25 protein-coding genes and 3 tRNA genes are annotated in these 23,953 nt (G+C 68.1%); 15 read left to right on the top strand and 13 right to left on the bottom strand.

Features of this window, described 5'->3' with window-relative positions; all coding sequences use genetic code 11:
• Positions 1–35: 35 nt before the first annotated feature.
• Positions 36–1,238, top strand: coding sequence for a cysteine desulfurase-like protein (locus JVH1_RS15875; protein WP_029539698.1), 1,203 nt, complete (start codon positions 36–38; stop codon positions 1,236–1,238).
• 114 nt (positions 1,239–1,352) lie between these two features.
• Here JVH1_RS15875 and JVH1_RS15870 read toward each other — a convergent pair whose 3' ends face one another.
• Positions 1,353–2,348, bottom strand: coding sequence for an NAD(P)H-quinone oxidoreductase (locus JVH1_RS15870; protein ID WP_009477190.1), 996 nt, complete (start codon positions 2,346–2,348; stop codon positions 1,353–1,355).
• Between the two features lie 122 nt (positions 2,349–2,470).
• Here JVH1_RS15870 and JVH1_RS15865 point away from each other — a divergent pair, with 122 nt between their 5' ends.
• Both JVH1_RS15865 and JVH1_RS15860 read left to right on the top strand, forming a co-directional pair.
• A complete protein-coding gene (locus tag JVH1_RS15865; protein ID WP_009477191.1) occupies positions 2,471–2,953 on the top strand; it encodes a MarR family winged helix-turn-helix transcriptional regulator in 483 nt (160 codons plus the stop codon).
• 42 nt (positions 2,954–2,995) lie between these two features.
• Positions 2,996–3,083, top strand: a tRNA-Ser gene (locus JVH1_RS15860).
• Between the two features lie 53 nt (positions 3,084–3,136).
• Here the strand turns inward: JVH1_RS15860 and JVH1_RS15855 are convergent.
• The 4 genes from JVH1_RS15855 to JVH1_RS15840 are packed head-to-tail and all read right to left on the bottom strand — an operon-like array spanning position 3,137 to position 5,569.
• Complete coding sequence (locus tag JVH1_RS15855) at positions 3,137–3,499, bottom strand: TfoX/Sxy family protein (protein ID WP_009477192.1); 363 nt, start codon at positions 3,497–3,499, stop codon at positions 3,137–3,139.
• Between the two features lie 3 nt (positions 3,500–3,502).
• The gene (locus JVH1_RS15850) at positions 3,503–4,294 is read right to left on the bottom strand and encodes a VOC family protein (RefSeq protein WP_009477193.1); all 792 of its coding nucleotides are present in this window, start codon (positions 4,292–4,294) and stop codon (positions 3,503–3,505) included.
• A 25-nt stretch (positions 4,295–4,319) separates the two neighbouring features.
• A complete protein-coding gene (locus JVH1_RS15845) occupies positions 4,320–5,303 on the bottom strand; it encodes a TIGR03086 family metal-binding protein (protein WP_009477194.1) in 984 nt (327 codons plus the stop codon).
• Complete coding sequence (locus JVH1_RS15840; RefSeq protein WP_009477195.1) at positions 5,303–5,569, bottom strand: helix-turn-helix transcriptional regulator; 267 nt, start codon at positions 5,567–5,569, stop codon at positions 5,303–5,305. Before JVH1_RS15840 ends, JVH1_RS15845 begins: the two co-directional genes overlap by 1 nt.
• Positions 5,570–5,711: 142 nt before the next feature.
• Between JVH1_RS15840 and JVH1_RS15835 the strand changes: the two genes are divergently transcribed.
• Positions 5,712–6,344, top strand: a complete 633-nt coding sequence (locus JVH1_RS15835; protein WP_009477196.1) for a maleylpyruvate isomerase family mycothiol-dependent enzyme — start codon at positions 5,712–5,714, stop codon at positions 6,342–6,344.
• A 250-nt stretch (positions 6,345–6,594) separates the two neighbouring features.
• Positions 6,595–7,596, top strand: coding sequence for an alpha/beta hydrolase family protein (locus tag JVH1_RS15830; RefSeq protein WP_009477197.1), 1,002 nt, complete (start codon positions 6,595–6,597; stop codon positions 7,594–7,596).
• Between the two features lie 9 nt (positions 7,597–7,605).
• On the opposite strand, the gene JVH1_RS15825 is transcribed toward JVH1_RS15830, so the two are convergent.
• Both JVH1_RS15825 and hisC read right to left on the bottom strand, forming a co-directional pair.
• A complete protein-coding gene (locus tag JVH1_RS15825; RefSeq protein WP_009477198.1) occupies positions 7,606–9,306 on the bottom strand; it encodes a bifunctional UDP-sugar hydrolase/5'-nucleotidase in 1,701 nt (566 codons plus the stop codon).
• A gap of 89 nt (positions 9,307–9,395) precedes the next feature.
• A complete protein-coding gene (gene hisC / locus JVH1_RS15820; protein WP_009477199.1) occupies positions 9,396–10,472 on the bottom strand; it encodes a histidinol-phosphate transaminase in 1,077 nt (358 codons plus the stop codon).
• Between the two features lie 61 nt (positions 10,473–10,533).
• Here hisC and JVH1_RS15815 point away from each other — a divergent pair, with 61 nt between their 5' ends.
• The 3 genes from JVH1_RS15815 (at position 10,534) to JVH1_RS15805 (ending at position 11,568) form a co-directional block, all read left to right on the top strand.
• A complete protein-coding gene (locus JVH1_RS15815) occupies positions 10,534–11,259 on the top strand; it encodes a dienelactone hydrolase family protein (RefSeq protein ID WP_009477200.1) in 726 nt (241 codons plus the stop codon).
• Between the two features lie 99 nt (positions 11,260–11,358).
• Positions 11,359–11,450, top strand: a tRNA-Ser gene (locus JVH1_RS15810).
• Positions 11,451–11,495: 45 nt separating this feature from the next.
• Positions 11,496–11,568: transfer RNA gene (locus JVH1_RS15805), tRNA-Arg, on the top strand.
• A gap of 72 nt (positions 11,569–11,640) precedes the next feature.
• Here JVH1_RS15805 and JVH1_RS15800 read toward each other — a convergent pair.
• Positions 11,641–12,114 (bottom strand): ArsI/CadI family heavy metal resistance metalloenzyme, encoded by a 474-nt coding sequence (locus JVH1_RS15800; protein ID WP_009477201.1) that lies wholly within the window; start codon positions 12,112–12,114, stop codon positions 11,641–11,643.
• A gap of 93 nt (positions 12,115–12,207) precedes the next feature.
• On the opposite strand from JVH1_RS15800, the gene JVH1_RS15795 reads away from it, so the two are divergent.
• On the top strand, positions 12,208–12,567 hold the full coding sequence (locus JVH1_RS15795) for an Rv2640c family ArsR-like transcriptional regulator (protein WP_009477202.1): 360 nt from the start codon (positions 12,208–12,210) through the stop codon (positions 12,565–12,567).
• 16 nt (positions 12,568–12,583) lie between these two features.
• On the opposite strand, the gene JVH1_RS15790 is transcribed toward JVH1_RS15795, so the two are convergent.
• Complete coding sequence (locus JVH1_RS15790) at positions 12,584–13,057, bottom strand: hypothetical protein (protein ID WP_011596620.1); 474 nt, start codon at positions 13,055–13,057, stop codon at positions 12,584–12,586.
• Between the two features lie 86 nt (positions 13,058–13,143).
• Positions 13,144–13,509 (bottom strand): nuclear transport factor 2 family protein, encoded by a 366-nt coding sequence (locus JVH1_RS15785; RefSeq protein WP_009477204.1) that lies wholly within the window; start codon positions 13,507–13,509, stop codon positions 13,144–13,146.
• Between the two features lie 100 nt (positions 13,510–13,609).
• Here JVH1_RS15785 and JVH1_RS15780 point away from each other — a divergent pair, with 100 nt between their 5' ends.
• Positions 13,610–14,509: a LysR family transcriptional regulator gene (locus tag JVH1_RS15780; protein ID WP_009477205.1), complete on the top strand. Its 900-nt coding sequence runs from the start codon at positions 13,610–13,612 to the stop codon at positions 14,507–14,509.
• 4 nt (positions 14,510–14,513) lie between these two features.
• On the opposite strand, the gene JVH1_RS15775 is transcribed toward JVH1_RS15780, so the two are convergent.
• The 3 genes from JVH1_RS15775 to JVH1_RS15765 are packed head-to-tail and all read right to left on the bottom strand — an operon-like array spanning position 14,514 to position 17,463.
• Positions 14,514–15,281, bottom strand: a complete 768-nt coding sequence (locus JVH1_RS15775) for an SDR family oxidoreductase (RefSeq protein ID WP_009477206.1) — start codon at positions 15,279–15,281, stop codon at positions 14,514–14,516.
• Positions 15,278–16,018 (bottom strand): fumarylacetoacetate hydrolase family protein, encoded by a 741-nt coding sequence (locus JVH1_RS15770; protein WP_009477207.1) that lies wholly within the window; start codon positions 16,016–16,018, stop codon positions 15,278–15,280. The genes JVH1_RS15775 and JVH1_RS15770 overlap by 4 nt, the downstream gene beginning before the upstream one ends.
• The gene (locus JVH1_RS15765; RefSeq protein ID WP_009477208.1) at positions 16,015–17,463 is read right to left on the bottom strand and encodes an MFS transporter; all 1,449 of its coding nucleotides are present in this window, start codon (positions 17,461–17,463) and stop codon (positions 16,015–16,017) included. Before JVH1_RS15765 ends, JVH1_RS15770 begins: the two co-directional genes overlap by 4 nt.
• 208 nt (positions 17,464–17,671) lie before the next feature.
• Between JVH1_RS15765 and JVH1_RS15760 the strand changes: the two genes are divergently transcribed.
• The 5 genes from JVH1_RS15760 (at position 17,672) to JVH1_RS15740 (ending at position 23,944) form a co-directional block, all read left to right on the top strand.
• Positions 17,672–18,745: a D-2-hydroxyacid dehydrogenase gene (locus JVH1_RS15760; protein WP_009477209.1), complete on the top strand. Its 1,074-nt coding sequence runs from the start codon at positions 17,672–17,674 to the stop codon at positions 18,743–18,745.
• A gap of 99 nt (positions 18,746–18,844) precedes the next feature.
• Positions 18,845–20,083, top strand: coding sequence for a cation:proton antiporter (locus tag JVH1_RS15755; protein ID WP_009477210.1), 1,239 nt, complete (start codon positions 18,845–18,847; stop codon positions 20,081–20,083).
• The gene (locus tag JVH1_RS15750) at positions 20,080–21,648 is read left to right on the top strand and encodes an MFS transporter (protein ID WP_009477211.1); all 1,569 of its coding nucleotides are present in this window, start codon (positions 20,080–20,082) and stop codon (positions 21,646–21,648) included. Before JVH1_RS15755 ends, JVH1_RS15750 begins: the two co-directional genes overlap by 4 nt.
• Positions 21,649–21,750: 102 nt before the next feature.
• Positions 21,751–23,064 carry a serine hydrolase gene (locus JVH1_RS15745; protein WP_009477212.1) on the top strand — a complete coding sequence of 438 codons (1,314 nt, stop codon included), beginning with the start codon at positions 21,751–21,753 and terminating at the stop codon, positions 23,062–23,064.
• Between the two features lie 76 nt (positions 23,065–23,140).
• Positions 23,141–23,944 (top strand): NAD(P)H-binding protein, encoded by an 804-nt coding sequence (locus JVH1_RS15740; RefSeq protein WP_043780545.1) that lies wholly within the window; start codon positions 23,141–23,143, stop codon positions 23,942–23,944.
• Positions 23,945–23,953: the final 9 nt, after the last annotated feature.

The following is a 23,953-nucleotide window of genomic DNA, read 5'->3' as shown; positions in this document are numbered from 1 at the left end:
CGACCGTATTGACTTGGGGTCTTAGAGTGTCGGGCATGGCTTACGACGTTGCCCGCGTTCGGGGACTCATCCCCTCACTCGGCGACGGTTGGATCCATCTCGATCCGCAGGCCGGCATGCAGATTCCCGACGCGGTGTCGCGCACTGTCTCCACGGCCTTCCGGGCGTCTGCCTCTTCGTCGACCGGGCGACATGTGTCCAGTCGGCGCAGTGCGGCGGTACTCGATGCGGCCCGAGCAGCCGTCGCCGACCTGGTCGGAGGCGATCCCGCCGGGGTCGTGCTCGGACCCGACCGATCCGTTCTCCTCGCCTGGCTGGCGGAGTCGCTGAGCACGCGACTCGGCCTCGGCACCGGGCTGGTGCTCTCCCGCCTCGACGAGGAAGCGAACGTCGCGCCCTGGCTCAGAGTCGCCAGCCGCTACGGCGCCCAGGTGCGGTGGGCGGAGGTCGAGATCGAGACGTGCGAACTTCCCAGCTGGCAGTTCCAGGACCTCATCACCACCACGACGCGCCTCGTCGCACTCACCGCCGCATCCCCGATCGTCGGATCGGCGCCCGACGTCCGCGTCGCCTCGGACCGCGTCCACGAAGTCGGGGGACTGATGGTCGTCGACGCGATCGGCGCGGCCCCCTACGCGCACGTCGACATCAACGAACTCGGAGCGGACGTCGTCGCCGTCGGCGCCACCTCCTGGGGCGGGCCGCAGGTCGGGGCACTCGTCTTCCGCGACCCCACCCTCCTCGACCGCATCCCCGCCGTGTCGCTCAACCCGTATGCGCGGGGTGTCGAACGTCTCGAGGTCGGGGTGCACCAGTTCGCGCTCCTCGCCGGCCTCACCACGTCGATCGACTTCCTCGCGAACCTCGACGAATCGGCCACCGGTTCCCGGCGTCAGAAACTCGAGACGTCCATCAGCTCGCTGCAGAATTACCAGGACACCCTGTTCGACCACCTCATGTCCTCGCTGAAGCGGCTGCCGCAGGTCATGGTCATCGGGCGCTCGCCCAGCCGGGTTCCGACGCTCAGCTTCACCGTCGCCGGAGTCTCGGCCGACAAGGTCGCGTCGCACCTCGCCGACAAGCGCATCGCCACCGTCAGCGGCGTCCACGGCGGCTCCCGGCTGCTCGACGCGCTCGGCGTCAACGACGAGGGCGGCGCCGTCACCATCGGTCTCGCGCCGTACACCACCCGTCACGAGATCGACCAGCTCGTGAACGAGCTCGCCACCCTGGGCTGAGCCGGCCGCCGGCTTTGCCCGCTGCGCGCCCGCTGCCCCGCCGCGCCCAATGTGACACTCGTCCGTTGGAGTGGACGAATGTCACACCGGGCGACGACTGCAGCAGGCAGACCGTCAGTTCCGCGGGATCGTCAGGATCACCTTGCCGACGGTGTCCGCCGAGTCCAGCAGTTCGTGCCCGCGCGGAGCCTCGGTGATGGGCAGTTCCGCCGCGACGATGGGATGGACCGCGCCCTCCGCGATCAGCGGCCACAGCCGCTTGCGGACGTCGGCGACGATGTCGGCCTTGCCCTCGTGTCCCGACTCGGCCCGCCCCCGCAGTCCGGCCGCCGTCACGTGGCCGCGCTTGGACAGCAACTTGCCGAGGTCCAGTTCACCCTTGCGGCCGCCCTGCATGCCGATGACGACGAGCCGGCCGTCGGCGGCGAGCACGTCGACGTTGCGGTCGAGGTATGAGCCACCCATGTTGTCGAGGATCACATCGGCGCCGTGACCGTCGGTCGCCTTGCGGATCTCCTCGACGAAATCGGCTTCGCGGTAGTTGACGAGGATGTCGGCGCCGAGTTCGCGGCAGCGCGCCAGCTTCTCCTCGGAGCCGGCGGTGACGGCCACGCGGGCCCCCAGCGCAACGCCCACCTGGATGGCGTGGGTGCCGATGCCGCCGCCACCGCCGTGCACCAGCAGCACGTCACCGCGGGACAGTCCGGCGCCCATCACGACGTTCGACCACACCGTGCACGCGACCTCCGGCAGTGACGCGGCGACGAGCAGGTCCACCCCCTCGGGCAGCGGGAGAAGCTGCGACGCGGGGACGGCCACCTTCTCCGCATATCCGCCGCCGGCGAGCAGCGCGCACACCTGGTCGCCGACGGACCACCCCGACACTCCCTCGCCGAGTTCGGCGATCGTGCCGGAACATTCGAGCCCGAGGACGTCGCTGGCTCCAGGCGGCGGGGGATAGAACCCCTGACGCTGCAACAGGTCGGCGCGGTTGACGGCCGTCGCGGCTACGTCGAGGAGAACGTGACCGGGTGGGAGTTCCGGGTCCGGCTGCTCCGCCCACTTCATGACTTCGGGGCCGCCCGGTTGATCGATCGTGATCGCATACATGGGGACGACGCTAGCGAAATGCGTCGGCGCCCGGTGGATGTGAGCGATTACAGCGGTCCCTCGGCATTCCCGGGGACCGCACGCTACTGGAAAGTAATGTCGCACTACTAGACTGTGAACCTGTGACAGCAGAAACCTCCGACGCCGAAGCCGCGACCAACTGGTTGACCCCGGCCGAGATGCGCGCCTGGCGCGGGTACATGGACGGCAACCAGCGGCTGATGGACGTCCTCAACCGGGATCTGCAGGAGAAACACGATCTGTCCCTCGCGGATTACCGCATTCTGGTGATGCTGTCCGAGTCGCCGGACGGTTCGCTGCGCATGAGCGACCTCGCGGACGGCGTCCTGTCCTCCCGCAGCCGCCTCACCCACCAGATCCGGCGGATGGAAGCGCAGGGCATGGTCACCCGCGACACGTGCCTCGAAGATGGCCGCGGGGTGCTCGCCGTCATCACCGACGAAGGTCGCGCCCGGCTGGCCGAAGCGGCCCCCACCCATGTGGCCGGGGTGCGGAGCAACCTCGTCGATCTGCTCACCAAGTCTCAGTTGAAGGTTCTCGCCGAGGTGTTCGAACGCGTCGACAAGGCCATCGGCGACCGCTGACCGGTTGCCCGCCGACGCCTCCCTACCGATAAGATCGCCCACGGAAGCGTGGCAGAGCGGCCGAATGCACTCGCCTTGAAAGCGAGCGTCGTGAAAGCGACCGGGGGTTCAAATCCCTCCGCTTCCGCCAACGACCGGCAGCCCTGATCTGGTTTCTTCCAGGTCAGGGCTGTTGTCCTCTCTCTACCTCTTCCGGGGTTTCGGCTGCTTCGGCGGCAGTGCGCCGATCTCGGCGATCGCGCGTTCCACCCACGGTGTGGCGCGGTCCGGGGTGTCGCGCCACCGGTCCGGCAGGGCCAGGTACTCGCGCAGCGGCTTTTCTCCCGGACCGAACGGGCCGACGCCGTCGGACGACGCCAGCTCGTCCCTCGCCTGCTCGGTCAGGAATCGCATCCCGACTTTCGGTCCGAGGAGTCCGGCGAACATGTTGCCGTTGACGAACGCGCCCAGGTTGCCGAACATCGGCTTCACCTCGACGCCGGGGGTGTCGGGGATCAGCGACCGGAAGAACTGTTTGTCCTCCTCGGAGGGTCTGGGCATCTTCACGGTCTACTGATCCTGACGTTCCTCGGGCGTCATGATGCTGAAGATCGCGCCCTGCGGGTCGGTGACCGCGGCCATGCGACCGACGGTGGGGATGTCCATTGCTTCTTCGACGATCGTGCCGCCGAGTTCGACAGCCTTCGCGGCGCTGGCGTCGACGTCCTCGACGGCGAAGTACACCCGCCAGTGGTTCGGGGTGCCGGGCTTCATCGGCTCACCGCATCCACCGACCTGGTCGTCGCCCACCTCCAACAGCGTGTAGGTGTACTCCGGTCCCATCGGCATCTTCGACGACGTGATCCCGAAGACGCTGTTGTAGAACGCGAGCGCCGTGTCGACGTCGTCGGTGTTCAGTTCGTTCCACAGGCAGGCGCCCGGGTCGCCGACGAGGGTGGCGCCGATGTGCTTGTTCGCCTGCCACAATCCGACGGCCGCCCCGGTGGGGTCGGTGACGAAGGACATGCGGCCCGCTTCCCCCACGTCGAACGCGGGCATCAGAACTTGGCCGCCCGCGCCGGGGACCTTCGCGACCGTCTCGTCGACGTCGTCGACGGCGATGTAGGTGTTCCAGTTCGCCGGCGCCCCGGCCGCTGCTGCATCGGGTTGTAGTGGCGCGATGGCGGCGACGTTCTCGCCGCGCACGGTGGCCATCGAGTAGACGGGGCCTTCGGGCATCGGCCGGTCGTCGTATTCCCAGCCGAGTAGTTCCGCATAGAACCTCTTGGCGGCGTCCTGATCGCTGGTTTGGAGGTCTACCCAGTCCGGTGTTCCCTGGGCGTATTCCGACTTGATGGGCATGACTGGACCTTTCCGTGTGAGGTGTCTAGGCCGCCGGGACGGGGCGGCGACCGGTGTAGGCGATGAGCCGGGTGACCGCGTCGCTGGTGTGCGGGGCGGGTACGGGGTCGTCGAACCCGACGACCTTCCTGCCTTCGGGCGTGATGATCTTGTGTGTCAGCGACAGCACGTATTCGGCGAGAGGCTCGGATACGGCCACCTCGCCTCCGATCGCGACCGCGAAATCCCAGGCGTGGACCAGGAATTCGATCGAGAGGATGCCCACGGCGACGGTGGCGGGAGGGTGGTTCGTCCCGATCGTCACCGTGCCGTCCAGGCCGCGACTGCGCCACGCCTCCAGCGCGGGTTGGGCGAGGTCGGCGATTCTGGCCTCGACGGGTTTGCCGGGGTCGTCCTCGAACGTCGCGCCCGCCGCGCCGCCGAGGGCCGTGATCGAACCGACGAGGTGGTCGGCGAGCTGCGAGACGGTGAACTCGGCGCATGCCGTCTGCTTGGACATGTCGGCGGCCGTGACGTCGCGCAGGACACGTTGCACGACGGCCAGTGTCGCCTCGGCACTGGACAGTTCGTCGAGTGGATCGGGCACGGCCGCCCACTCGTCGGGTCCGGCGTCGCTCTTCTGCGCGGCGGCGACGAGACGGTCGAGGTAATGGTTCCAGCCCTCCGCGTGGCGGACGGCCTGTTCGTCGGTGAGTCCGTCGTGCACGAGTCGCACCTCGGTTCCACCGGCCGTGGGGGTGAGCGTCACCGTCACGGTGGACGATCCCGGTGGGAGTTCGTCGTCACCTTCCCAGCCCCATGTGTACACCACCCGCTTGCCGGGCACGACCTCGCGGAACGTGCCCGCGGCCGAATGTCCGGGAACGACGGTCCACCGGTACTCGCCACCGGCCTGCAGGTCGACGCGGGCCGCGACGGTCTGCCATCGCCGCAAGCGTTCCGGTCGGGTGACGAGGTCGAACGTGGCGTCCGGGTCGAGCGGGACGACGACGGTCTTGTCGAATGGCATCAGCTGTCTCCTTTGGAAGCTGCTTCCTCGGTGGCGTCCGCGACGAGGCGGTCGAGTTCGTCGATCCAGAAGGAGTCGAACAACGCGCGCAGTTGCGCGAGTCCCTGTGGGTCGAGCCGGTAGTACCTGAAGCGTCCGTCCTTGCGCGCAGTGACCAGCCCGGCCTCGGTGAGCACCCGGAGATGTTGCGATATCGCCGACCGGCTCGCGGGGAAGTGTGCGGCGAGATTGTTGACGGTCTGTTCGCCTGATGTCAGCAGTTGCATGAGGCGTCTCCGGGTGGGCTCAGCTGCGACTTCCAACTGATCGAGCACGACCAATACGTTAGTCGTGACTAACACGTTGTGCAATGGGTCTCGCCGCAGCAGTCGTGAGGTGGGAGAATTCATGGCGACGAGGGAGTGAGAAATGACAACGTCAAGCCCCTGGCCCACGATTCACGACGAACGCCGCGCACTGGTGGACGACCTCGAACCGCTGACCGACACACAGTGGTCGACGCCGTCGCTCTGCGAGCGGTGGACCGTGCGGGACGTGTTCGCGCACATCACGGCGACGGAGAAGATGACGCCGCCGAAGTTCGTCGGAAAACTCGTCGGGTCGGGATTCCGGATCAACACCATGTTCGAGAAGGACATCGCACACGAAGAGGAAGGAACACCGGCGGAGTCGCTCGACGAGTTCCGGGCGCACATGGGTGACTCCACGCATCCGCCCGGCCCGATCGACGCCATGCTGGGCGAGATCATCGTCCACGCCGAGGACATCCGCCGACCGCTCGGCATCGCACACGAGTACCCGATGGACGCGGTCGTCCGCGTCGCCGACTTCTACAAGGACTCGAACCTGCTGATCGGGTCGAAGTCCCGGGTCGCGGGGCTGACGCTGCGGGCGACCGACACCGACTGGTCCACCGGATCGGGGCCCGAGGTCTCCGGCCCGATGTTGGCGCTCGTGCTGGCGATGACGGGTCGCCGTGCCGCGCTCGACGAACTCAGTGGCGACGGTCTCGACCAGCTGAAGTCCGCCCTGCCCAAGTAACGGCAAGGCATCCACACGCACCCCTTCTGCGTAGCCGCACTCGTATCAGGCCCGGAAGGGGTGCGGCTGCGTGAAACGGGTGCGTCTGCCGAGGCGGATGAGCCGGGACGACCGGCGGCGGACCGTGATGACTACAACCCGATCACGCCGGAGCACACAGCTGTCACAAAACCTCTAAGCTCTTGTTGACCGGACGCATTTTGTACTGTGCAATCGGGGTCCACACAGTCCGGGGAAGAGGAATTTCTTTATGCGTCGCGAAGCATTGGCTGCCGTCGGTCTGGCAGTGTCACTGACCCTCATGGGGCCGGCGTTCACTGCTGTGGCCGATCCGGCGCCTGCTCCGGTCGCGCCTCCGGGAAGCGGCGTCGCGAGCGTCGACAAGATCGTGCCGCTCACCGACACCCGTAGTGCCGTCTTCATCAATTCCCCCGCCATGGGCCGCGTCGTGCAGGTGCAGGTGCTGCACCCCGCCGGTGGCGGGTCGAGGCCGTCGCTGTACCTGCTCGACGGGGTCAGCGCGGGCGCCGAGTCGGACTTCCGGGAAAGCACCTGGACGCAGAAGACGGACGTGGTCCAGTTCTTCGCGGACAAGAAGGTCAACGTGGTGCTCCCGGTCGGTGGCACCGCCAGCTACTACACCGACTGGCAGCAGCCAGACCCCACGCTCGGTGTCAACAAGTGGGAAACGTTCCTGGCCAACGAACTCCCGCCGATCATCGACAAGAATTTCAGCGGCAACGGCGTCAATGCCGTCGCGGGTGTGTCGATGGGCGCGATGGGCGCCGCCAACCTCGTCACCCGGCACCCGCAGCTCTACCGCGGGCTCGCCGCCTACAGCGGATGCCTCGACAACACCCAGCCCAGCTCGCGGGACTCGGTGCGGGGCACGGTGGCGTTCAAAGGCGGGAACCCGGCCAACATGTGGGGTCCCGACACCGATCCGGCCTGGACCGCACACGACCCCTCGGTGAATGCCGAAGCCCTGCGCGGCAAGCAGATCTACATCTCGACGGGCAACGGGCTTCCCGGACCGTACGAGATCAGCGGCGACATCGCGTCCACGATCGCGGTAGGCGGACCACTCGAGGCGGCGGCGAACGTCTGCACGCAGACGTTCCAGCAGCGCCTGACCCAGCTCTCGATCCCGGCGACGTTCATCTACCGCAACTTCGGCACGCATTCGTGGCCGTACTGGCAGGACGAACTCCGCACGTCGTGGCCCGTCCTGAGGGGCGCGCTCGGCGTCTGACCGGCGTCTCTAGCCGACCACGGTGATCCGGTCGGTGTTCGGCGGCGCGACCGGTGACTTCGTTCCCAGATATGCCGTGAAGGCGTCGAGGTCGCAGCCGGCGTGCACGGCCTCGGCGCGGGTGCGGAAGGCGTCGAAACCGTCGCCGCCGTCGGCGAGGAACTTGTTGACCGCCACCCGGTAGGTGCCCTCGGGAACGACGGCGTCGCCGTTCACCCGGATGTCCGAGATGCGTTCGCCGACAGTCGCCGAGCGGTTCATGGTGTACGTCAGCGAATTCGACGGGGCGAGGATCCGCTCCGTGATCGTGCCGTCTCCGCGCGGCTGGAACTGCTGCTCCAGGGCAGTTTTCAGGGTCGCGCCGGTGATTGCCAGGACCTCGAGGGTATTGCCGAAGGGCTGGGCGGCGTAGGTCTGCCCGTAGGTGACGGCACCGTCCGGGCCGCGCAGCAGATCCTCGCGGAGTCCACCCGGGTTGGTGAGTGCCACCTGGGCGCCGTGCCCGGACCCCGCAGCCAGCTGGGCGTCGGCGACGACGTTACCGAGGGTGGACTCGCCGCTGCCGGTGTCGTCGCGGGTGAGGTCGCCCGACAACGACGCCACGCGCGCCGCACCGATCTCGGAGGCCTGGGCGGCGGCGCCGTCCGCGAGCGCCTGGATGTCGGGGTCCGACGGGATGTCGTGGGTGACCACCTGATTGAACGCCGACGCGCGGTCACGCAGGACGTCGCGGGTAGTGCGGTCGATCGACACGTCGACCACCGAGACGATGCGCCCGTGCGACGCGCCCTGCATCATGACGCGCGGGTTCCCCATCGGGTCGGGAAACGAGCAGTTGTACTGCTGGTGGCTGTCGGCGGTGAAGATGACGTCGACCTTCGGGGACGCCCGCAGCGCGAGGTCGCGAGCGGGGCCGGATGTCACCTCGCACGAATTGGGACCGTTGTCGGCGACGGGTTCGGCTCCCTTGTGCATCAGCAGCACGATCGCCCGCACGCCGAAGAAGTCGAGGAGATCCGCCGTCCGGTCGACGGCCGCGAGTTCGTCCGTGAAGCGCAGCCCTCCCACCCCCTCCGGGGTCACCATCGTCGCGGTGTCGGCGGGCATGGTCGCGATGACCCCGACCGGGATTCCCTCGACGTAGTCGACGGTGAACGGCAGGGTCGCGGGCGCGCCGTCGTCGAACTCCATGTTCGCTGCGAGGAGCGGAAAGTTCGCGCCCTCGAACGTGTTTCCGAAGCGGCAGCCGTCGGTGGGATGGCAGCCGCCGGTCTGCATCCGCCGGAACTCCGTGTATCCCTCGTCGAGTTCGTGATTGCCGATCGCGGACGCGTCGACGCCCATCCTGTTGAGCAGCTGCACGGTCGGTTCGTCGTGGAACATCGCGGATTCGAGTGCCGACGACCCCCAGCTGTCACCCACGGAATACAGCAGTGAATGCGTGGCCTGGCCGCGCAGCTGATCGACGTACGCGGCAAGGTAGGCGGCACCGCCGGCCGGGACCAGTGAGCCGTCGGCGTGCTTCACCTGACTGCGGACGCCGGGCGGCGGTTCGAGGCTGCCGTGGAGGTCGTTGAAGGCGAGGAGCCGGACGGAGACCGCGGTGTCCTGCGCCTGCGCCACAGACAGCGCCGCCGTCACCGAGATCGCCAGAGCCATCGCCAGTCCGGCAGCCGGCACGGCAGTGCGGAGCGCGGCGCGGCGACGCATGTGGGGGCTCCCTTCGGCAAAACCTCACTGAGTCTGCCAACAAGGAGTCACGGGCGTTATACCCGTGGGTAACGTTTACGTCTCGAGCGTTACGCCCGGACCGCGACGTTCGCGAGCGAGCGTGCCTCGGTGCTCGTCGCGAAGGCGAGGAACGCGTCGTTCTCCGCGGGATCGCCGATCGTGATCCGTACCCCGTCGTCACCGTACGGGCGCAGCAGCACACCGGCCTCGGCGCTGGCGGCGGCGAACGCCCCGGAGTGGGCGCCCAAGGGGAGGTAGACGAAGTTGGCGGCCGATTCGGGCACCTCGTACCCGGCGGCGAGCAGAGCGTCGCGTACCCGCTTCCGCTCGGCGACGACGCCGTCCGTGCGTGCCAGCAGTTCGCCGGACGCGGCCAGCGACGCGATGGCGGCGGCCTGCGCGACGGCGTTGACCGCGAACGCGATGTGCACCTTGGTCAGCGCGGTGACGACCGCAGGATCGGCGACCGCGTACCCGACGCGGATGCCGGCGAGGCCGTAGGCCTTGGAGAACGTGCGCAGCACCACCACGTTGGGGCGTCCACGAAACAGTTCGATGCCGTCGGCGTCGGACCGGTTGTACTCGAAGTAGGCCTCGTCGAGGGCCACCAGGACGTCGTCGGGGACGGCGTCGAGGAACCGCTCGAGTTCGGCCTTCGTCAGCGCGGTGCCGGTGGGGTTGTTCGGGTTGCAGACGAAGATCAGCCGGGTGCGGTCGGTGATCGCGGCCAGCATCGCGTCGAGGTCGTGACCGTGGTCGGCGGTGAGCGGAACCTTGACGGGCGTCGCCCCGGCCACCTGCGTGACCACGGGGTACGCCTCGAACGACCGCCACGCGAAGATGACCTCGTCTCCGTCGTTGCAGGTGGCCTGCACCAACTCCTGGCACAGGCTCACCGAACCGCAACCCGCGGCGATGTTCTCGGTGGCCACCCCGAGGTGGTCGGCGAGCGCCGCGATCAGGGCGACGTGACCGTTGTCCGGGTACCGGTTGGCGTTGGCGGCGGCGTCCGCGATCGCGTCGCGCACACTCGGCAACGGGCCCAGTGTGGTCTCGTTGCTCGCCAGCTTGATCGCGCCCGGAAAGTTCTTGCCGGGGATGTAGGCCGGAATCGTCTCGAGGTCTGCCCTGGTTCGCGGAGTCACCAGGCGATTATGCGCCTCCCGATCCACTGCGCCGACGCCCCCTTCGTGCCAAGGTAGGGACATGTCGGGATTCTTCAGGGACAGTGCAGCCCTGCGGACGTCCGGAGGCGCGCCGGAAAGCCCTCAGCTGCGTGTTCCGCTCACCGCGGTGGAACCGGACGGTCCGGCGCGGGGCGGGATCGTGGTCCTGCACGAGTCGCGTATCTTCAGCGAACCTCTCCTCGATCTGATGCGCTCGCTCGCGATGGAGGGGTGGGTGACGGTCGCGCCGCACCTCTTCCACCGGGACCCGGCGCCCAGCGATGTCGAGGTGTTCGGCGACGCCCTGTTCGCCGACTTCGACGCCACGTTCGACTGGCTGATCGCGCGAGGGATCTACGCCGACTGCGTGGGCGTGCTGGGTTTCGACGACGCCGGGACCGCCGCCTTGCTCGTTGCCACGACGCGTCCGGTCGGCGCAGCCGTGAGTGTTGCCGCCCGCGGGATCGTCGAGCCGCTGTCGGAGGACGCGCCCGCGCTGGTGCACGCCGCCCCCGACCTGAAGGCCCCGTGGCTCGGTCTGTACGGGGAGGACGATCCGTCCACGCCGCCCGATCAGGTCGAGCTGCTGCGCGACGCCACCGCCAAATCCGACGTCGCGGGGCTCGTGGTGAGTTACGCCGGGCTCGCGCACCGGGCCGACGAACCGCCTCAGGTGCCCGACGGCAGGGACGACGACCCGGGTGCCCAGGCCATCGTCGACGCACAGCGGCGGATCTTCGACTGGTTCGACAGCCACCTGCGATAAAGCGGCCATCCTTACGCTCTGACCAGCCGTTTTGCCTTTGTGGTGGAAAGGTGTGTAATCTTTCGCACCGGCGGTCCGAAGGGATCGGAACCACCCCAGGGAGGCGTGCCAGAGCGGCCGAATGGGACTCACTGCTAATGAGTTGTCCCTTTTACGAGGGACCGGAGGTTCAAATCCTCTCGCCTCCGCCACACCGGGCCTAGTCGGCCGGTGCAAGCTAGACAACTGAAGAACATGCGCCCGTAGCTCAACGGATAGAGCACTTGACTACGGATCAAGAGGTTAGGGGTTCGAATCCCTTCGGGCGCACAAAGAAACCCCGTCAACTGCAGTGATGCAGGTGGCGGGGTTTCTCTTTGTCGCGATCCGGCCCGTCGCCGCCTAGCAGCAGGACGTTCCCGCGGAGGCCTTCGCCCCGTCCGCGGCGGTGCCGCAGCAGGTGGCCCCCTCGGCGTCGGGGTCGAGGTGCCGGGGGCTCGACCCGAACGTGTCGGAGTCGGCGAGCACGGTGTAGACCTCCCACTTCTCGCCGGAGGGGCCGGTGACCCACACCTTGTCCTGGGTCGCGAAGCAACAGGTGGTGCCGATCTCCTCGTCGGTGAACAGGCCTTCCCCGGTCAGCCGTGCGATCTCCTCGTGCACCCGGGCGCTCGATTCGACCTCGACGCCGAGGTGGTTGACGGTGCCGCCCTCGCCGGGGTTCTCGATCAGCACCAGCTTGAGGGGTGGCTGCGCGATGGCGAAGTTCGCGTAACCAGGCTTCAGTTTCGCCGGTTGTGTATCGAACAGTTTCGAGTAGAACGTGACTGCTTCCTCCAGATTATCGACATTGAGGGCGAGTTGGGCGCGGGACATGACAACCTCCACCTGTGTGACATATGTCGAATTACTTGCACTCATAGAATCCCACCTTTTTGACATATGTCAAGAAGCTGGGAGGATGGAGCCATGCCCAAGACGTTGCCGGTCGTAGATGTCTCCGCGCCGATCTGCTGTGCGCCCGTCTCGGCCGCCCCGATGGCCGACGAGGCCGCCCTGCACCTCGCGCTGCGCCTCAAGGCGCTGGCCGACCCGGTCCGCATCAAGCTGATGTCGATTCTGCTGACCGCGAGCGACGGCGAGGTGTGCACGTGCGATCTCGCGACCGGCGTGGGCCTGTCCGAATCGACCGTCAGTCACCATCTCGGCCAGCTGAAGAAGGCGGGAATGGTCCAGCCCGTCCGCCGCGGCATGAACGTCTTCTACAGTGCGCGGGCGGACGCCCTCGACGCGCTGCGGGTGGTCCTCGACCCCAACTGCTGCACCTGACACCGCCCGGGATCGGTCACGACGTTCGCGTGCTCGATTCGAGACCGATCGTGGTGGTAGTCGAACCGAGGCCGATCCGTGGCCAGCCTGCGGTGACCGCGATGAATCCCGACGTGGGTATCGCGTCCAGCCAGTAGTGCGGTTCGGTGCGGTACTCGGGCGGCCCGCTCCGGCACGGCTTCGCCGCCGCCGCCGGATGGTACGGATCGGCCTCGCCTTCGACGTCGTCGACGCGCGCCCGCACCGACAGATAGGACCACCGCGTCGAGGGATCGTCGGGGTCGGACAGCGGGCGGGTCTCGTACTGCGCCAGCTCCGCGGGCCTGCCCGTCGCGGTCAGGGCCATCCGGAGGTGGAGGCCGTCCGGAAACGCCACCACCTCGAACAGCTCGAGCGTGAGATGGTCTTCGGCCGTGAGGAGCAGGGGGCCGTGCACCCGGTGTCCTCCGGTGGTGGGTGGTGCTACTGCCGGCCAACGCGGTCTGCGCATGACCCCTATAGTCCCACCGATCCGAATGCAGATGCAATGGTGGACAACGAAGTTCATGCCGTGTAGGGGTCGGTGCAGCCGCGACCTCAGCGGGTGGGCGGGGCGAACTCCGGCTGGTCGAGCAGTCGGAGCCAGCTTCCGTCCGGTTGCCTGCGGACGACCTGCGCCCGCGCGCCGGATCCGTCCTTGGGTGGCGTGGACGTGAGGGCGAGGTCGTCACTGATCAGCGTGGGGAGTGGCGCCTCCGGTTCGAAGTGCGGCGCGTTCGCGAGCACCGACTCCCACAACTTCTGGATGGCTGCCCGGCCGACGGTCCGACTGCCGGGGGGATACGCCATGACGGCATTCTCCTCGTAGAGGGCGGCCACTCCGGCCGCGTCGCCGGCGTTGCTGCGCTCGACGAACAGTCGGGTGAGATCTTCGGGGTTCAGGGCCTTCTCGTAGTCGGACACGGGAATCCTTTCGTGGGTGAACAGCTGTCACATACCAGAGTGGTGTCGCCTCAACCGGAAGTCCAACAGATAGTTCTGCTTAATACTAGAATTTCTGCTTATGGAACTGAGGCAGCTGGAGTACTTCGTCGCGGTCGCCGAGGAAGCGAACTTCACCCGTGCCGCGGAACGCGTCCACATCAGCCAGTCGGGGATCAGCGCGCAGATCCGGCAACTCGAGCACGACCTCGGCGCCACGCTGATCGACCGGTCGAGCCGGACGGCGACGCTCACGTCCGCGGGAGAAGCGGCGCTCGTGCACGCCCGCGCGGCCCTCGCCTCGGCCGACGCGATGCGGCAGGCCGTGGACGACGTGAACCAGCTGATCCGGGGCCGGCTCGTCGTGGGGATGGTCACCGCCTGCACGGTGAAGCCGCTGTTCGACGCGCTGTCCGCGTTCCACGTCGCGCACCCCGGGATCGAGATCACGCTGACCGAGGACAGCTCCGACCGCCTCGTCGAACGGGTCCGCGCCGGTGCGATCGATCTCGCTCTCGTGGGCACCGCGACCGCCCCGCCGGACGGGTTGGATGCCTTCCCGATCATCAGCGAGGGGCTGGTCGCGGCCGTGCCGCCCGGGCATCCGCTGGCCGGGCGTTCCCGCGTCACCCTGGCCGAACTCGGCGACCATGCGATCGTATGCATGCCGACCGGAACGGGGATCCGAACGGTTTTCGACCAGGCGTGTGCGGCCGCCGGCCTCCGCCCCGACATCGCGTTGCAGGCGAGTGCACCCGACGCCGTCGCCGACCTCGCGATCCGCGGACTGGGGGTCGCGATCCTCAGCGAGTCGATGGCGACGGATTACCGGGGGCGGTTGACGGCGGTCACACTGGACGACGTCGACATCCCGGCCGTGCTCGCGCTGGTCTGGAAGAGTCTCGCGGGTCCGGCGCTCCGCGAACTCGTCCTGCACACCCGCCGCATTTTCGGGGAAGTGCCGGCCGCGGTCGGCCGGTGAATCCTCACACCACCGATGTCATCCCGCCGTCGATGAAGATCACCTGACCGTTGACGTACCGGGAACCGTCCGACGCCAGCCACACCGCGGGACCGACGAGATCGTCCGGGGTGCCCCACCGGCCTGCCGGCGCGCGGCCGCGGAGCCACGAGTCGAACTCGGGGTCGTCGACGAGGGCCTGCGTCATCTCGGTGTGAATGTAACCGGGCGCGAGGCCGTTGATCTGCAACCCGGACGCCGCCCATTCGGCCGTCATCGCGCGGGTCAGATTCCGCAGTCCGCCCTTCGCCGCGGTGTACGGCGCGATGGTGGGCCGGGCCAGGTCGCTCTGCACCGAGCAGACGTTTATGATCTTCCCGCTCCCGCGGGCGATCTGGCACCGTGCGACCGCGCGCCCTACGAGGAAGGCGCTGGTGAGGTCGGTGGTGAGCACCCTGTTCCAGTCGTCGAGAGTGACGTCGAGCAGCGGCTGACGGTGTTGCAGCGCAGCGTTGTTCACCAGAATCTCGATCGGCCCGACCTCCGATTCGATCCGTTCGACGGCGTCGGTCACCCGATCGGGATCCGTGACGTCGAACGCGTACGCGTGGACGCGGGTCTCGCCGAACTCCTCGCGGAGGCGCTCACGTGCCTGCGCGAGGCGCTCACCCGAAACCCCGTTGAGGACGATCGTGGCGCCCGCCTCGGCCAGGCCGCGCGCGAGTGCGTAGCCGATTCCCCGGCTCGAACCGGTGACCAGGGCGATGCGCCCGGACAGATCGAAGAGATTCACAGCGCACGCACCGGGTTGGCCAGCGTGCCGATACCGTCGAGCGTGATCTCGGCACGGTCACCCGGTTCGACCGGGGCGAGCGTGAACGGGCAACCCGTGAGCACGACGTCTCCCGGCCCGAGGGTCAGATACCGGGTGAGATGGACCAGTTGCTCGGACACGTTCCACGCGAGCTGCCGCGTGGACGCCTCCGCCACGGTCACGCCGTTGACGCGCACGGTGATCGGAACGTCCCCGGAGCCGAGATCCGTCTCGATCCACGGTCCCAGCGGGGTGAAACCGTCGCCGTGCTTCGCCTGGGTGAGCTTGTCGTCCAGCGCTATCTGCTCGACGGCGGTGACGTCGTTGCCGATCGTGTACCCGAGGATCGCGGACGGGACGTCCTCCGGGCGAAGCCTGCGGCACGTGCGGCGGATGACGACGGCCAGTTCGCCCTCCACGTTGACCTGCCCCAGCCCCTCGTCGACGACGATCGGATCCTCGGGGCCGATCACCGTGCGCGTCGACTTCATGAACGCCTGCAACGGCAGGTCACGATCTCCGGGTGCGCCGTTGTGGGCCATCCCGAGCAGGACTCGCGGTTCGGCGGGCGCGAGCAGCCGTGCGCCGTCGAGGTCGTGTGCGGGTCCGGTGAAGGTCGGTGTGTCCGCGTACGGATCCGCCACCTCGTGCCAGCGACCGTCGCGCAGGCACACCGGCCGCGGTCCCGATTCGGTGGCGATGCGGGCCAGTCTCATGCGTCGACCCGCGCCTTGGACTCGGCGGCCGCGACATCCGGTCCGTGGACCGGGTCGGCCATCGCATCCCAGGCCAGCCCGAGGTCGCGGCCACGGGTTTCGGGTGTCACGAACGTGGTGGCGAACGTGATGACACTGAGGATCAGAACGTAGATCGCGAGCGGCACCCACGAGTTGTTCAGCAGCGACAGCAGCAGTGCGCCGACGAAGGGGGCGATGCCGCCTGCGAGGATGGCGCTCGTCTCCCGGGCGACGGCGACGCCGATGTAGCGGTGGCGATTTCCGAACAGTTCGGGCAGGGCCGCGCACTGCGCGCCGAGCATCACGTTGACGCCGATCCCGTAGCTGACCGCGAGCGTCGCCACCACGAGGTACGGGTTGCCGAGTGAGAGCAACCACCACGACGGGACCGCGAGGACGAGCTGCAGCGCCGCACCGAACCGGTACACCCGCATCCGGCCGAAGCGGTCCGACAGCGCGCCCGAGAACGGGATGACGAGCATGCCGATGGCGGCGCCACAGGCGATGGCGAGCGGTCCGATCGACTTGCTGACACCCACCACCGTCGTCACGTAGCTGATGCCGAGGGTCTGGAAGATGTACGAGCCGCCGTTCTCGGCCATCCGCAGGCCGATGCCGCGGAGCACGCTGGGCATCGAGCTGTCGATCAGTTCCCGGAACGGGCTCTCACTGATCTGATCCTGCTTCTCCAGCTTGATGAACGTGGGGCTCTCCTGCATGCGGAGCCGGATGAACACGGCGACCGCGATGAGGAAGACCGACGCGAGGAACGGCACCCGCCACACCCAGGCGAGGAGGAGTTCGCGATCGATCTGGCCGAGGATCGCGAAGACCCCGGACGCCATCAGGGTGCCCACCATGATCCCGACGAACGGGAGTGCGGAGAAGAATCCGCGGCGCTCGGTGGGCGAGTACTCCGCCATCAGCGTGGTGGCACCGGCCTGTTCGGCGCCCGCGCCGAAGCCCTGCAGCAGTCGCAGCGCGACCAGCAGAATCGGGGCCCAGATGCCCACCTGCGCGCCGGTCGGCAGAACGCCGATGAGCGTGCTCGCGCCGCCCATGATCGCGATCGTGATCATCAGGACGGCCTTGCGTCCGAGGCGGTCCCCGAGGGCGCCGAAGAACAGGCCGCCGACGGGCCGGGCGAGGAAGCCGACGGCGTACGTGCCGAAACTGGCCATCAACGCGGCCGACGCACCCATGGCGGGGAAGAACAACTGGCCGAAGATCAGTGCAGACGCCAGGCCGTAGAGGGCGAAGTCGTAGTACTCGAGCGCGCTGCCGATGGAACTGGCAAGCGTCGCGCGTTTGAGGTTTGCGGCGTACTCCGGGTCGTCGGAGGCGCGCACCGGTGGGGTGGAGTGGCTGCTGCCTTCCGGCATCTTCGAGTCTGCGCCTACTTGAATCTTCGATTCTGGGGACATCTTCTGCTCCGTTGTGGGACGGGACCACGTCGAGCGCGGTCACAAACAGGTCGGTGTAGTGACCCAGGTCACTGGCGTGTCGAGGACGATATCGTGCGGACGGCTATTTGTCATACATAACTGAAAGTGTTGACTGAATCACATGATTAGTGCAGAGTTTTTGATCTGAACATATGGTCAGTAACGGCCCGTACCGGAGGAATCTGCAGTGAGCGCACACGACCCGAAGCCACTCGACGGGCGACTCCGCGTCGTCGCCGCGACCCCCGTCAGCGAAGAGCTCATCAGTCTCGTCACCCGGGCGGAACCGCGCATCGACTTCATCCGTGAGCAGGACCTGCTGCCGCCCTCCCGATTCCCGGGTGATCACTCCGGCGATCCGTCGTTCTCCCGGACCGCGGAGCAGCAGCAGGCCTTCGACGACCTGGTCGATTCGGCGCACGCCCTGTACGGCGTGCCCGACGAGAATCCCGCGGCACTGACGAGGACGGCAGGCGTCAACCCCGACCTCCGCTGGGTGCACACGATGCCCGCCGGCGGCGGGGCCCAGGTGAAGGCGGCCGGGCTCACCGACGAACAACTCGACCGCATCGCATTCAGCACCTCCGCCGGTGTGCACGCGGAACCGTTGGCCGAGTTCGCCGTATTCGGCCTGCTGGCCGGCGCCAAGACCCTCCCGCGCCTCCTCTCCCAGCAGCGTGACAAGGTGTGGAGCGGCCGCTGGGCCATGGGAACCGTGTCCGGGCAGCGCATCGTCATCGTCGGACTGGGCAGCATCGGCTGTGCGACGGCACTGAAGCTGAAGGCCCTCGGCGCCACCGTCGTGGGAACGAGCAGGCGCGACACCGCGGTCGAGGGCGTCGACGAGATCGTCCACCCCGACCGGCTGGCCGACGTGGTCGGGGACGCGGACGGCATCGTCGTGACGCTTCCCGGAACCAGCGCCACCGAAGGCCTCGTCAGCGCAAAGGTATTCGGCGCCGTCAAGCCCGGAGTCACGGTGGTGAGCGTGGGCCGGGGCACCGTCGTCGACGAGGTCGCCATGACCGCCGCGATCGAGGACGGGCGGGTCGGGTTCGCCGCGCTGGACGTGTTCGCGTCCGAGCCCCTGGCAGCGGACAGTCCGCTGTGGGCTCACCCGAACGTGCTGGTCAGCCCGCACACCGCGGCGTTGAACCCCGCGGAGGATCGCCTCATCGCGGAATTGTTCGCGCGCAACGCCACCCGGTTCCTCGACGGCGAGGAACTGATCAACCGCGTCGACACCGTCGAGTTCTACTGACGCTTCCGGCGTTCATCCCTCACGGATGATGTCTCGTCGCCCCTGCTCTGTGAGGCTCGAACGCAGTGCTGTCCGGCGGTTCGAGAGACGGGGTGATGCATGCCTTCCGTGGGAGCCTCGCTGTTCTGGATCGTGGCATGCGGCGTGATCGCACCGCTGCTCGCCGGGTTGTTTCCCCGGAAGCTGGTGCCCGAGGTCGTCCTTCTGCTCGTCGCCGGGATCGTCATCGGCCCTCACGTCTTCGACATTGCGGTCGAGGGCAGCGAGATCGAGTTGCTGCGCGACCTGGGTCTGGGTCTGCTCTTCCTGCTGGCCGGGTACGAGATCGACACGGCCGAGATCACCGGTCGCGGCGGCAGGCGGGCCCTGCTGACGTGGCTGGTCTCGCTGGCCCTGGCGTTCGCTGTGGTGTCACTGCTGAGCATCGTCCACGTGGTCGACGCCGGAACCGCGGTGGCCATTGCCATGACGTCGACAGCGCTCGGCACGCTGCTCCCGATCCTTCGTGACGCGGGCGCCCTCGACACCCGGCTGGGCCGGACGATCCTCAATCACGGCGCGTTCGGCGAACTCGGACCCGTCGTCGCCATGGCGGTTCTGCTCGGCTCCCGAGGGTCGGTGGCGTCCATCGTGGTCCTCGGACTGTTCACGGCCGCGGCGGTGCTGGTCGCGTTCATCCCCGCCCGCGTGCGGCGGGAGGGTTCCCGGATCACCGCGATCATCCGGTCGGGATCGGAGACGACGTCGCAGACGACGGTCCGGCTGACCATGCTGCTCCTCGTCGCGCTCACCGTGCTCGCGGCGTCGTTCGGGCTCGACACGATCCTCGGTGCCTTCGCGGCGGGATTCATCCTGCGGCGGGCCACACCCGAAGGCGACGAAACGCTCGAAAAGAAGCTCGACGGCCTGGCGTTCGGGTTCCTGATCCCGATCTTCTTCGTGACGTCCGGCATGGCCATCGACGTCGCCGCGGTGGCGTCCGAACTCGGCGTCCTCATCGCGTTCGTCCTGCTGATCCTGCTGGTCCGGGCAGGCCCGGTCTACGTCGCCGGGAGGTTCGACCGGGGTGCGAACGGCACGGATCCGCCCTTCACCGCCCGCGAACGCACCCAGCTGGCGCTGTACGCGGGAACCGGCCTGCCGCTGATCGTGGCCGTCACCGGAGTGGCCGTCGACTCCGGTGACATGACGTCCGCCAACGCCTCCGTGCTCGTCGCGGCCGGCGCGATCACCGTCCTCCTCTTCCCGCTCGCCGCGTCGCTGCTCGCGTCGAGCCCCGAACCGGCGGCCGATACGGCGGGTCCACGAGGAGACCAGAACCCCGGGAGCAGGCAGTGACTCGAACCGAAACGACGCAGGCGCCGGCCCGAGCGACGCTGATCCTCGCGACCCTGATCCTCGTCGCCGCCGTCGCCAACCTGAACCTGTCGGTCGCGAACGTCGCGCTCCCTGACATCGGCCGGGCCTTCGACGCGAGTCAGACGCAGCTGAACCTCGTCGCCGTGGCGTACTCACTCGGGCTCGCCGCGTCGGTCCTCTATCTGGGGGCACTCGGCGACCGCTACGGGCGTAAACAGATGCTGGTGCTCGGCATGGCGCTGTCGCTGCCGGCGTCGGCGATCGCGGGATTTGCCGGTAACTTCGAAATACTGTTCCTCGCACGTGTTCTCGGCGGTGTGTCCGCCGGCCTCGCGTTCCCCACCACGCTCGCGATCATCACCGCACTGTGGTCGGGACCGCCCCGGACCAAGGCGATCGCACTCTGGTCGGCCCTCGGTGGCGCGATCTCCTCGCTCGGGCCGATCGTGTCGGGCGCGCTGCTCGAGCATTTCCATTGGGGCTCGGTGTTCCTCGTGACCCTTCCGCTCGCCGCTCTCGCCCTCGTCGCCGCCATCCTGTGGGTGCCCGCCCACGTCAACGAGACGACCGATCCCGTCGACAATCTCGGCGGCATCATCTCCGTCGTCTTCATCGCCGCCCTCATCCTCGCGATCAATTTCGCGCCGGTGGACGGCTCCGGGGCGCTCGCCATCGGTCTCGGGTTGATCGCGCTCGCCGCGGGAGCCGCGTTCTTCCTGCAGCAACGACGGGCGGCGCACCCGCTGTTCGATCTGCACGTCGCCGCCCGCCCGACGTTCTGGGTGGCCGCCGTCGGCGGGGTGATCGTGTTCGGCGCGTTGATGGGTGCGATGTTCATCGGGCAGCAGTTCCTCCAGAACGTGCTCGGATACTCCACGCTCGCCGCCGGTTCCGCGATCATCCCGGCCGCCGTCGCGATGGTCGTCGTCGCACCCCGCTCCGCGAAACTCGTCGAATCACACGGCGCCCGGTTCACACTGCTGCTCGGCTACCTGTTCGTCGTCCTCGGACTGGTTGTCGCGCTGGTGTGGTGGGACGAGGACGCAACCTTCTGGTGGGTGGCGCTCGCGTACGCGTTCGTGGGCATCGGGGTCGGGTTCGCCGGGACCCCCGCGTCGCGGTCGCTCACCGGTTCGGTGCCGGTGTCGCGGGCGGGCATGGCGTCCGGCACGTCCGACCTGCAACGCGACCTCGGGGGCGCGATCATGCAGTCGATCCTCGGCGCGGTGCTCACCGCCGGTTACGCGAAGTCGCTGTCGGCGACTATCGCCTCGTCGCCGGACGCCAGCCAGATCACCCCGGAAACCCAAGCGGCGCTCACGAAGTCGTATTCCAGCGCCGAAGTGCTCGCGGAACGCTACCCGCAGTACGCCGAGCAGATCATCGCCGCCGCCCGCAACGCCTTCCTCGACGGCGACGATCGCGCGTACCTCGCCGCGATCGTGGTGGTGTGCGCCGGGGCCGTGGTGGTGTTCTTCTTCTACCCGCATCGCGACGAGGAGAAGCGACTGCTGGCCGAATACGCGACCGACAGAGCGCAGTAGGGCGAATGTATCGCCGGTCGCCTCAGAAGCGCCGAAAGGTACATTCGCCCGGCGGTCGCGGAGTAAGTTCCCGGGAGGGGCACCTCGACGACGGGACGCACGATGACAGCTCAGGTCGTGACCAGGACGAATCGGCGACGAGGCCTCGCGGCGGCCGCAGCGGCACTGCTGCTGGTAGTGCCCGCGGCGTGCTCCGACGACTCCTCCTCCACGGGCACCTCCGCTACCTCCACGACGACGCAGGCGGAATCACCGAACGCCGGGGCCGACGCGCAGATCGACCCCGGTGTCGCGGACCGACTCGACGAGGCGATCGAGAAGACGATGTCGATGGCGGCGATTCCCGGCGCGATCGTGGGGGTGTGGGGGCCCGACGGCAATTACGTGAAGGCGTTCGGCGTCGCCGACAAGACGACGGGCGCGCCGATGGAGACCGATTTCTTCCACCGAATCGGCAGTGTGACAAAGACGTTCACGGTCACGGGACTGTTGCAGCTGGTCGACGAAGACAAGGTTGCGCTCGACGACCCCATCTCGAAGTACGTGGAGGGTGTGCCGTTGGGTGATCAGATCACGCTGCGCGAACTTGCCCGGATGCAGAGCGGGCTGGCGAACTACTCCGCCAACGAGGACTTCCAGAAGGCGTTGCTCAGCGACCCGCAGGCCGCGTTCACCCCGCAACAACTGCTGGGTTACGCGTTCGCGCAGCCCGCGACGTTCCCGCCGGGGCAGGGATTCGAGTACTCCAACACGAACACGACCCTGCTGGGACTTGTCATCGAGAAGGTCAGCGGACTGCCGCTCCCGGACTACGTGACGCAGAAGATCGTCCAGCCACTGAAGATGGCGGACACGAGCTTCCCGACCACCAACGCGTTCCCCGAACCGCACGCGCAGGGCTACACCGAGCAGACCTTGGACGACAAGGAAGCCGTGGCCACCGACTGGAATCCGTCCTGGGGATGGGCGGCGGGCGCGATGATCTCGACCCTAGACGACCTGCACATCTGGGCGCCCGCGCTGGCCACCGGCACACTGCTGCAGCCGGCCACACAGGCGCAACGGCTCGAGACGGTCAACGCACCGGGTCTGGCATCGGACGTCGGCTACGGGTTGGGCATCTTCGACGTCGCCGGCTGGATCGGGCACAACGGCAGCCTCCCCGGGTATCAGACGGTCTGCGTCTACCTACCGGAGCAGGAGACCACTCTCGCGATCATGATCAACACCGACGTCCCCTACCAGGGCAGCGAACCGAGCACCGCGCTGGCGGGGGCCGTCACGGAGATCATCTCGCCGGAACACATCTACAAGCTCAGCGCCGGAGTGCAGAATCCGGACGCGTCGACCCCGGCCACGCCGACGCCCTCGGAGACCCCGGCGACGTCCTCGACGTCCGCCCCGCCGACGAGCTGACCCCATGTGAGTGGCAAAGCGTGCGCGAGCACACTTTGCCACTCGCATGCCCTCCCGCGGCGGTAGCGTGCAGGGCATGACGATTCTCGTGACGGGGGCAACCGGGAACATCGGCAGAATGCTCGTCGACCACCTGCTCGCGCGGGGTGCGACGGACGTCCGGGCCCTCACGAATCATCCTGACAAAGCGCAACTTCCGGACTCGGTCACCGTCGTCGAGGGATACCTCCGCAGGCTCGGCAGCCTGCCCGCGGCGTTCGAGGGCGTCGATTCCCTCTACCTCGCACCGACTCCCGACACCGCCCCGGACGCGCTCGCCCTGGCGAAGCAGGCCGGGGTCCGGCACGTCGTCGACCTGTCCGGTCCCCACGACGGCCATTGGGGTGACGTCGCACGGGCCGTCGAGGCGTCCGGCATCGAGTGGACGCACCTGTGGCCCGGCGAGTTCATGGAGAACGCGGGAATCCTGGCACCGCAGATCACCGCGGGAGACACCGTGCGTGAGCCATACCCAACGGCGGCGAACGCGCCGATCGCTATGGACGACATCGCCGAGGTCGCGGCCGTCGCCCTCCTCGAGTCCGGGCACGTCGGCGCGTCGTACGAACTCACCGGCCCCGAGACGATCACCCGCGCCGAGCTCGTCCGAGAACTCGGCGCCGCCCTCGGCCGGAACATCGAGTACCGGCAGGTGTCGCTGGACGAGGCCGTCGACGTCCTGACGCCGGCGATGGGGGAGTACGCCCGCTGGTACCTGGAAGGGATGGCGAGCCTGGTCGACGCTCCCCAGCAGGCGAACCGGCTCGTCGAGCAACTCACCGGACGCCCCGCGACCACGTTCGCGCAGTGGGCGTCGGCGCACGTCGACGAGTTCCGCTGACGTCGTACC

Source organism: Rhodococcus sp. JVH1, from assembly GCF_000280725.2.
In the GTDB taxonomy this organism is placed as follows: Bacteria; Actinomycetota; Actinomycetes; order Mycobacteriales; family Mycobacteriaceae; genus Rhodococcus_F; species Rhodococcus_F jostii_A.
This window is presented reverse-complemented; position numbering and strand designations above follow the sequence as displayed.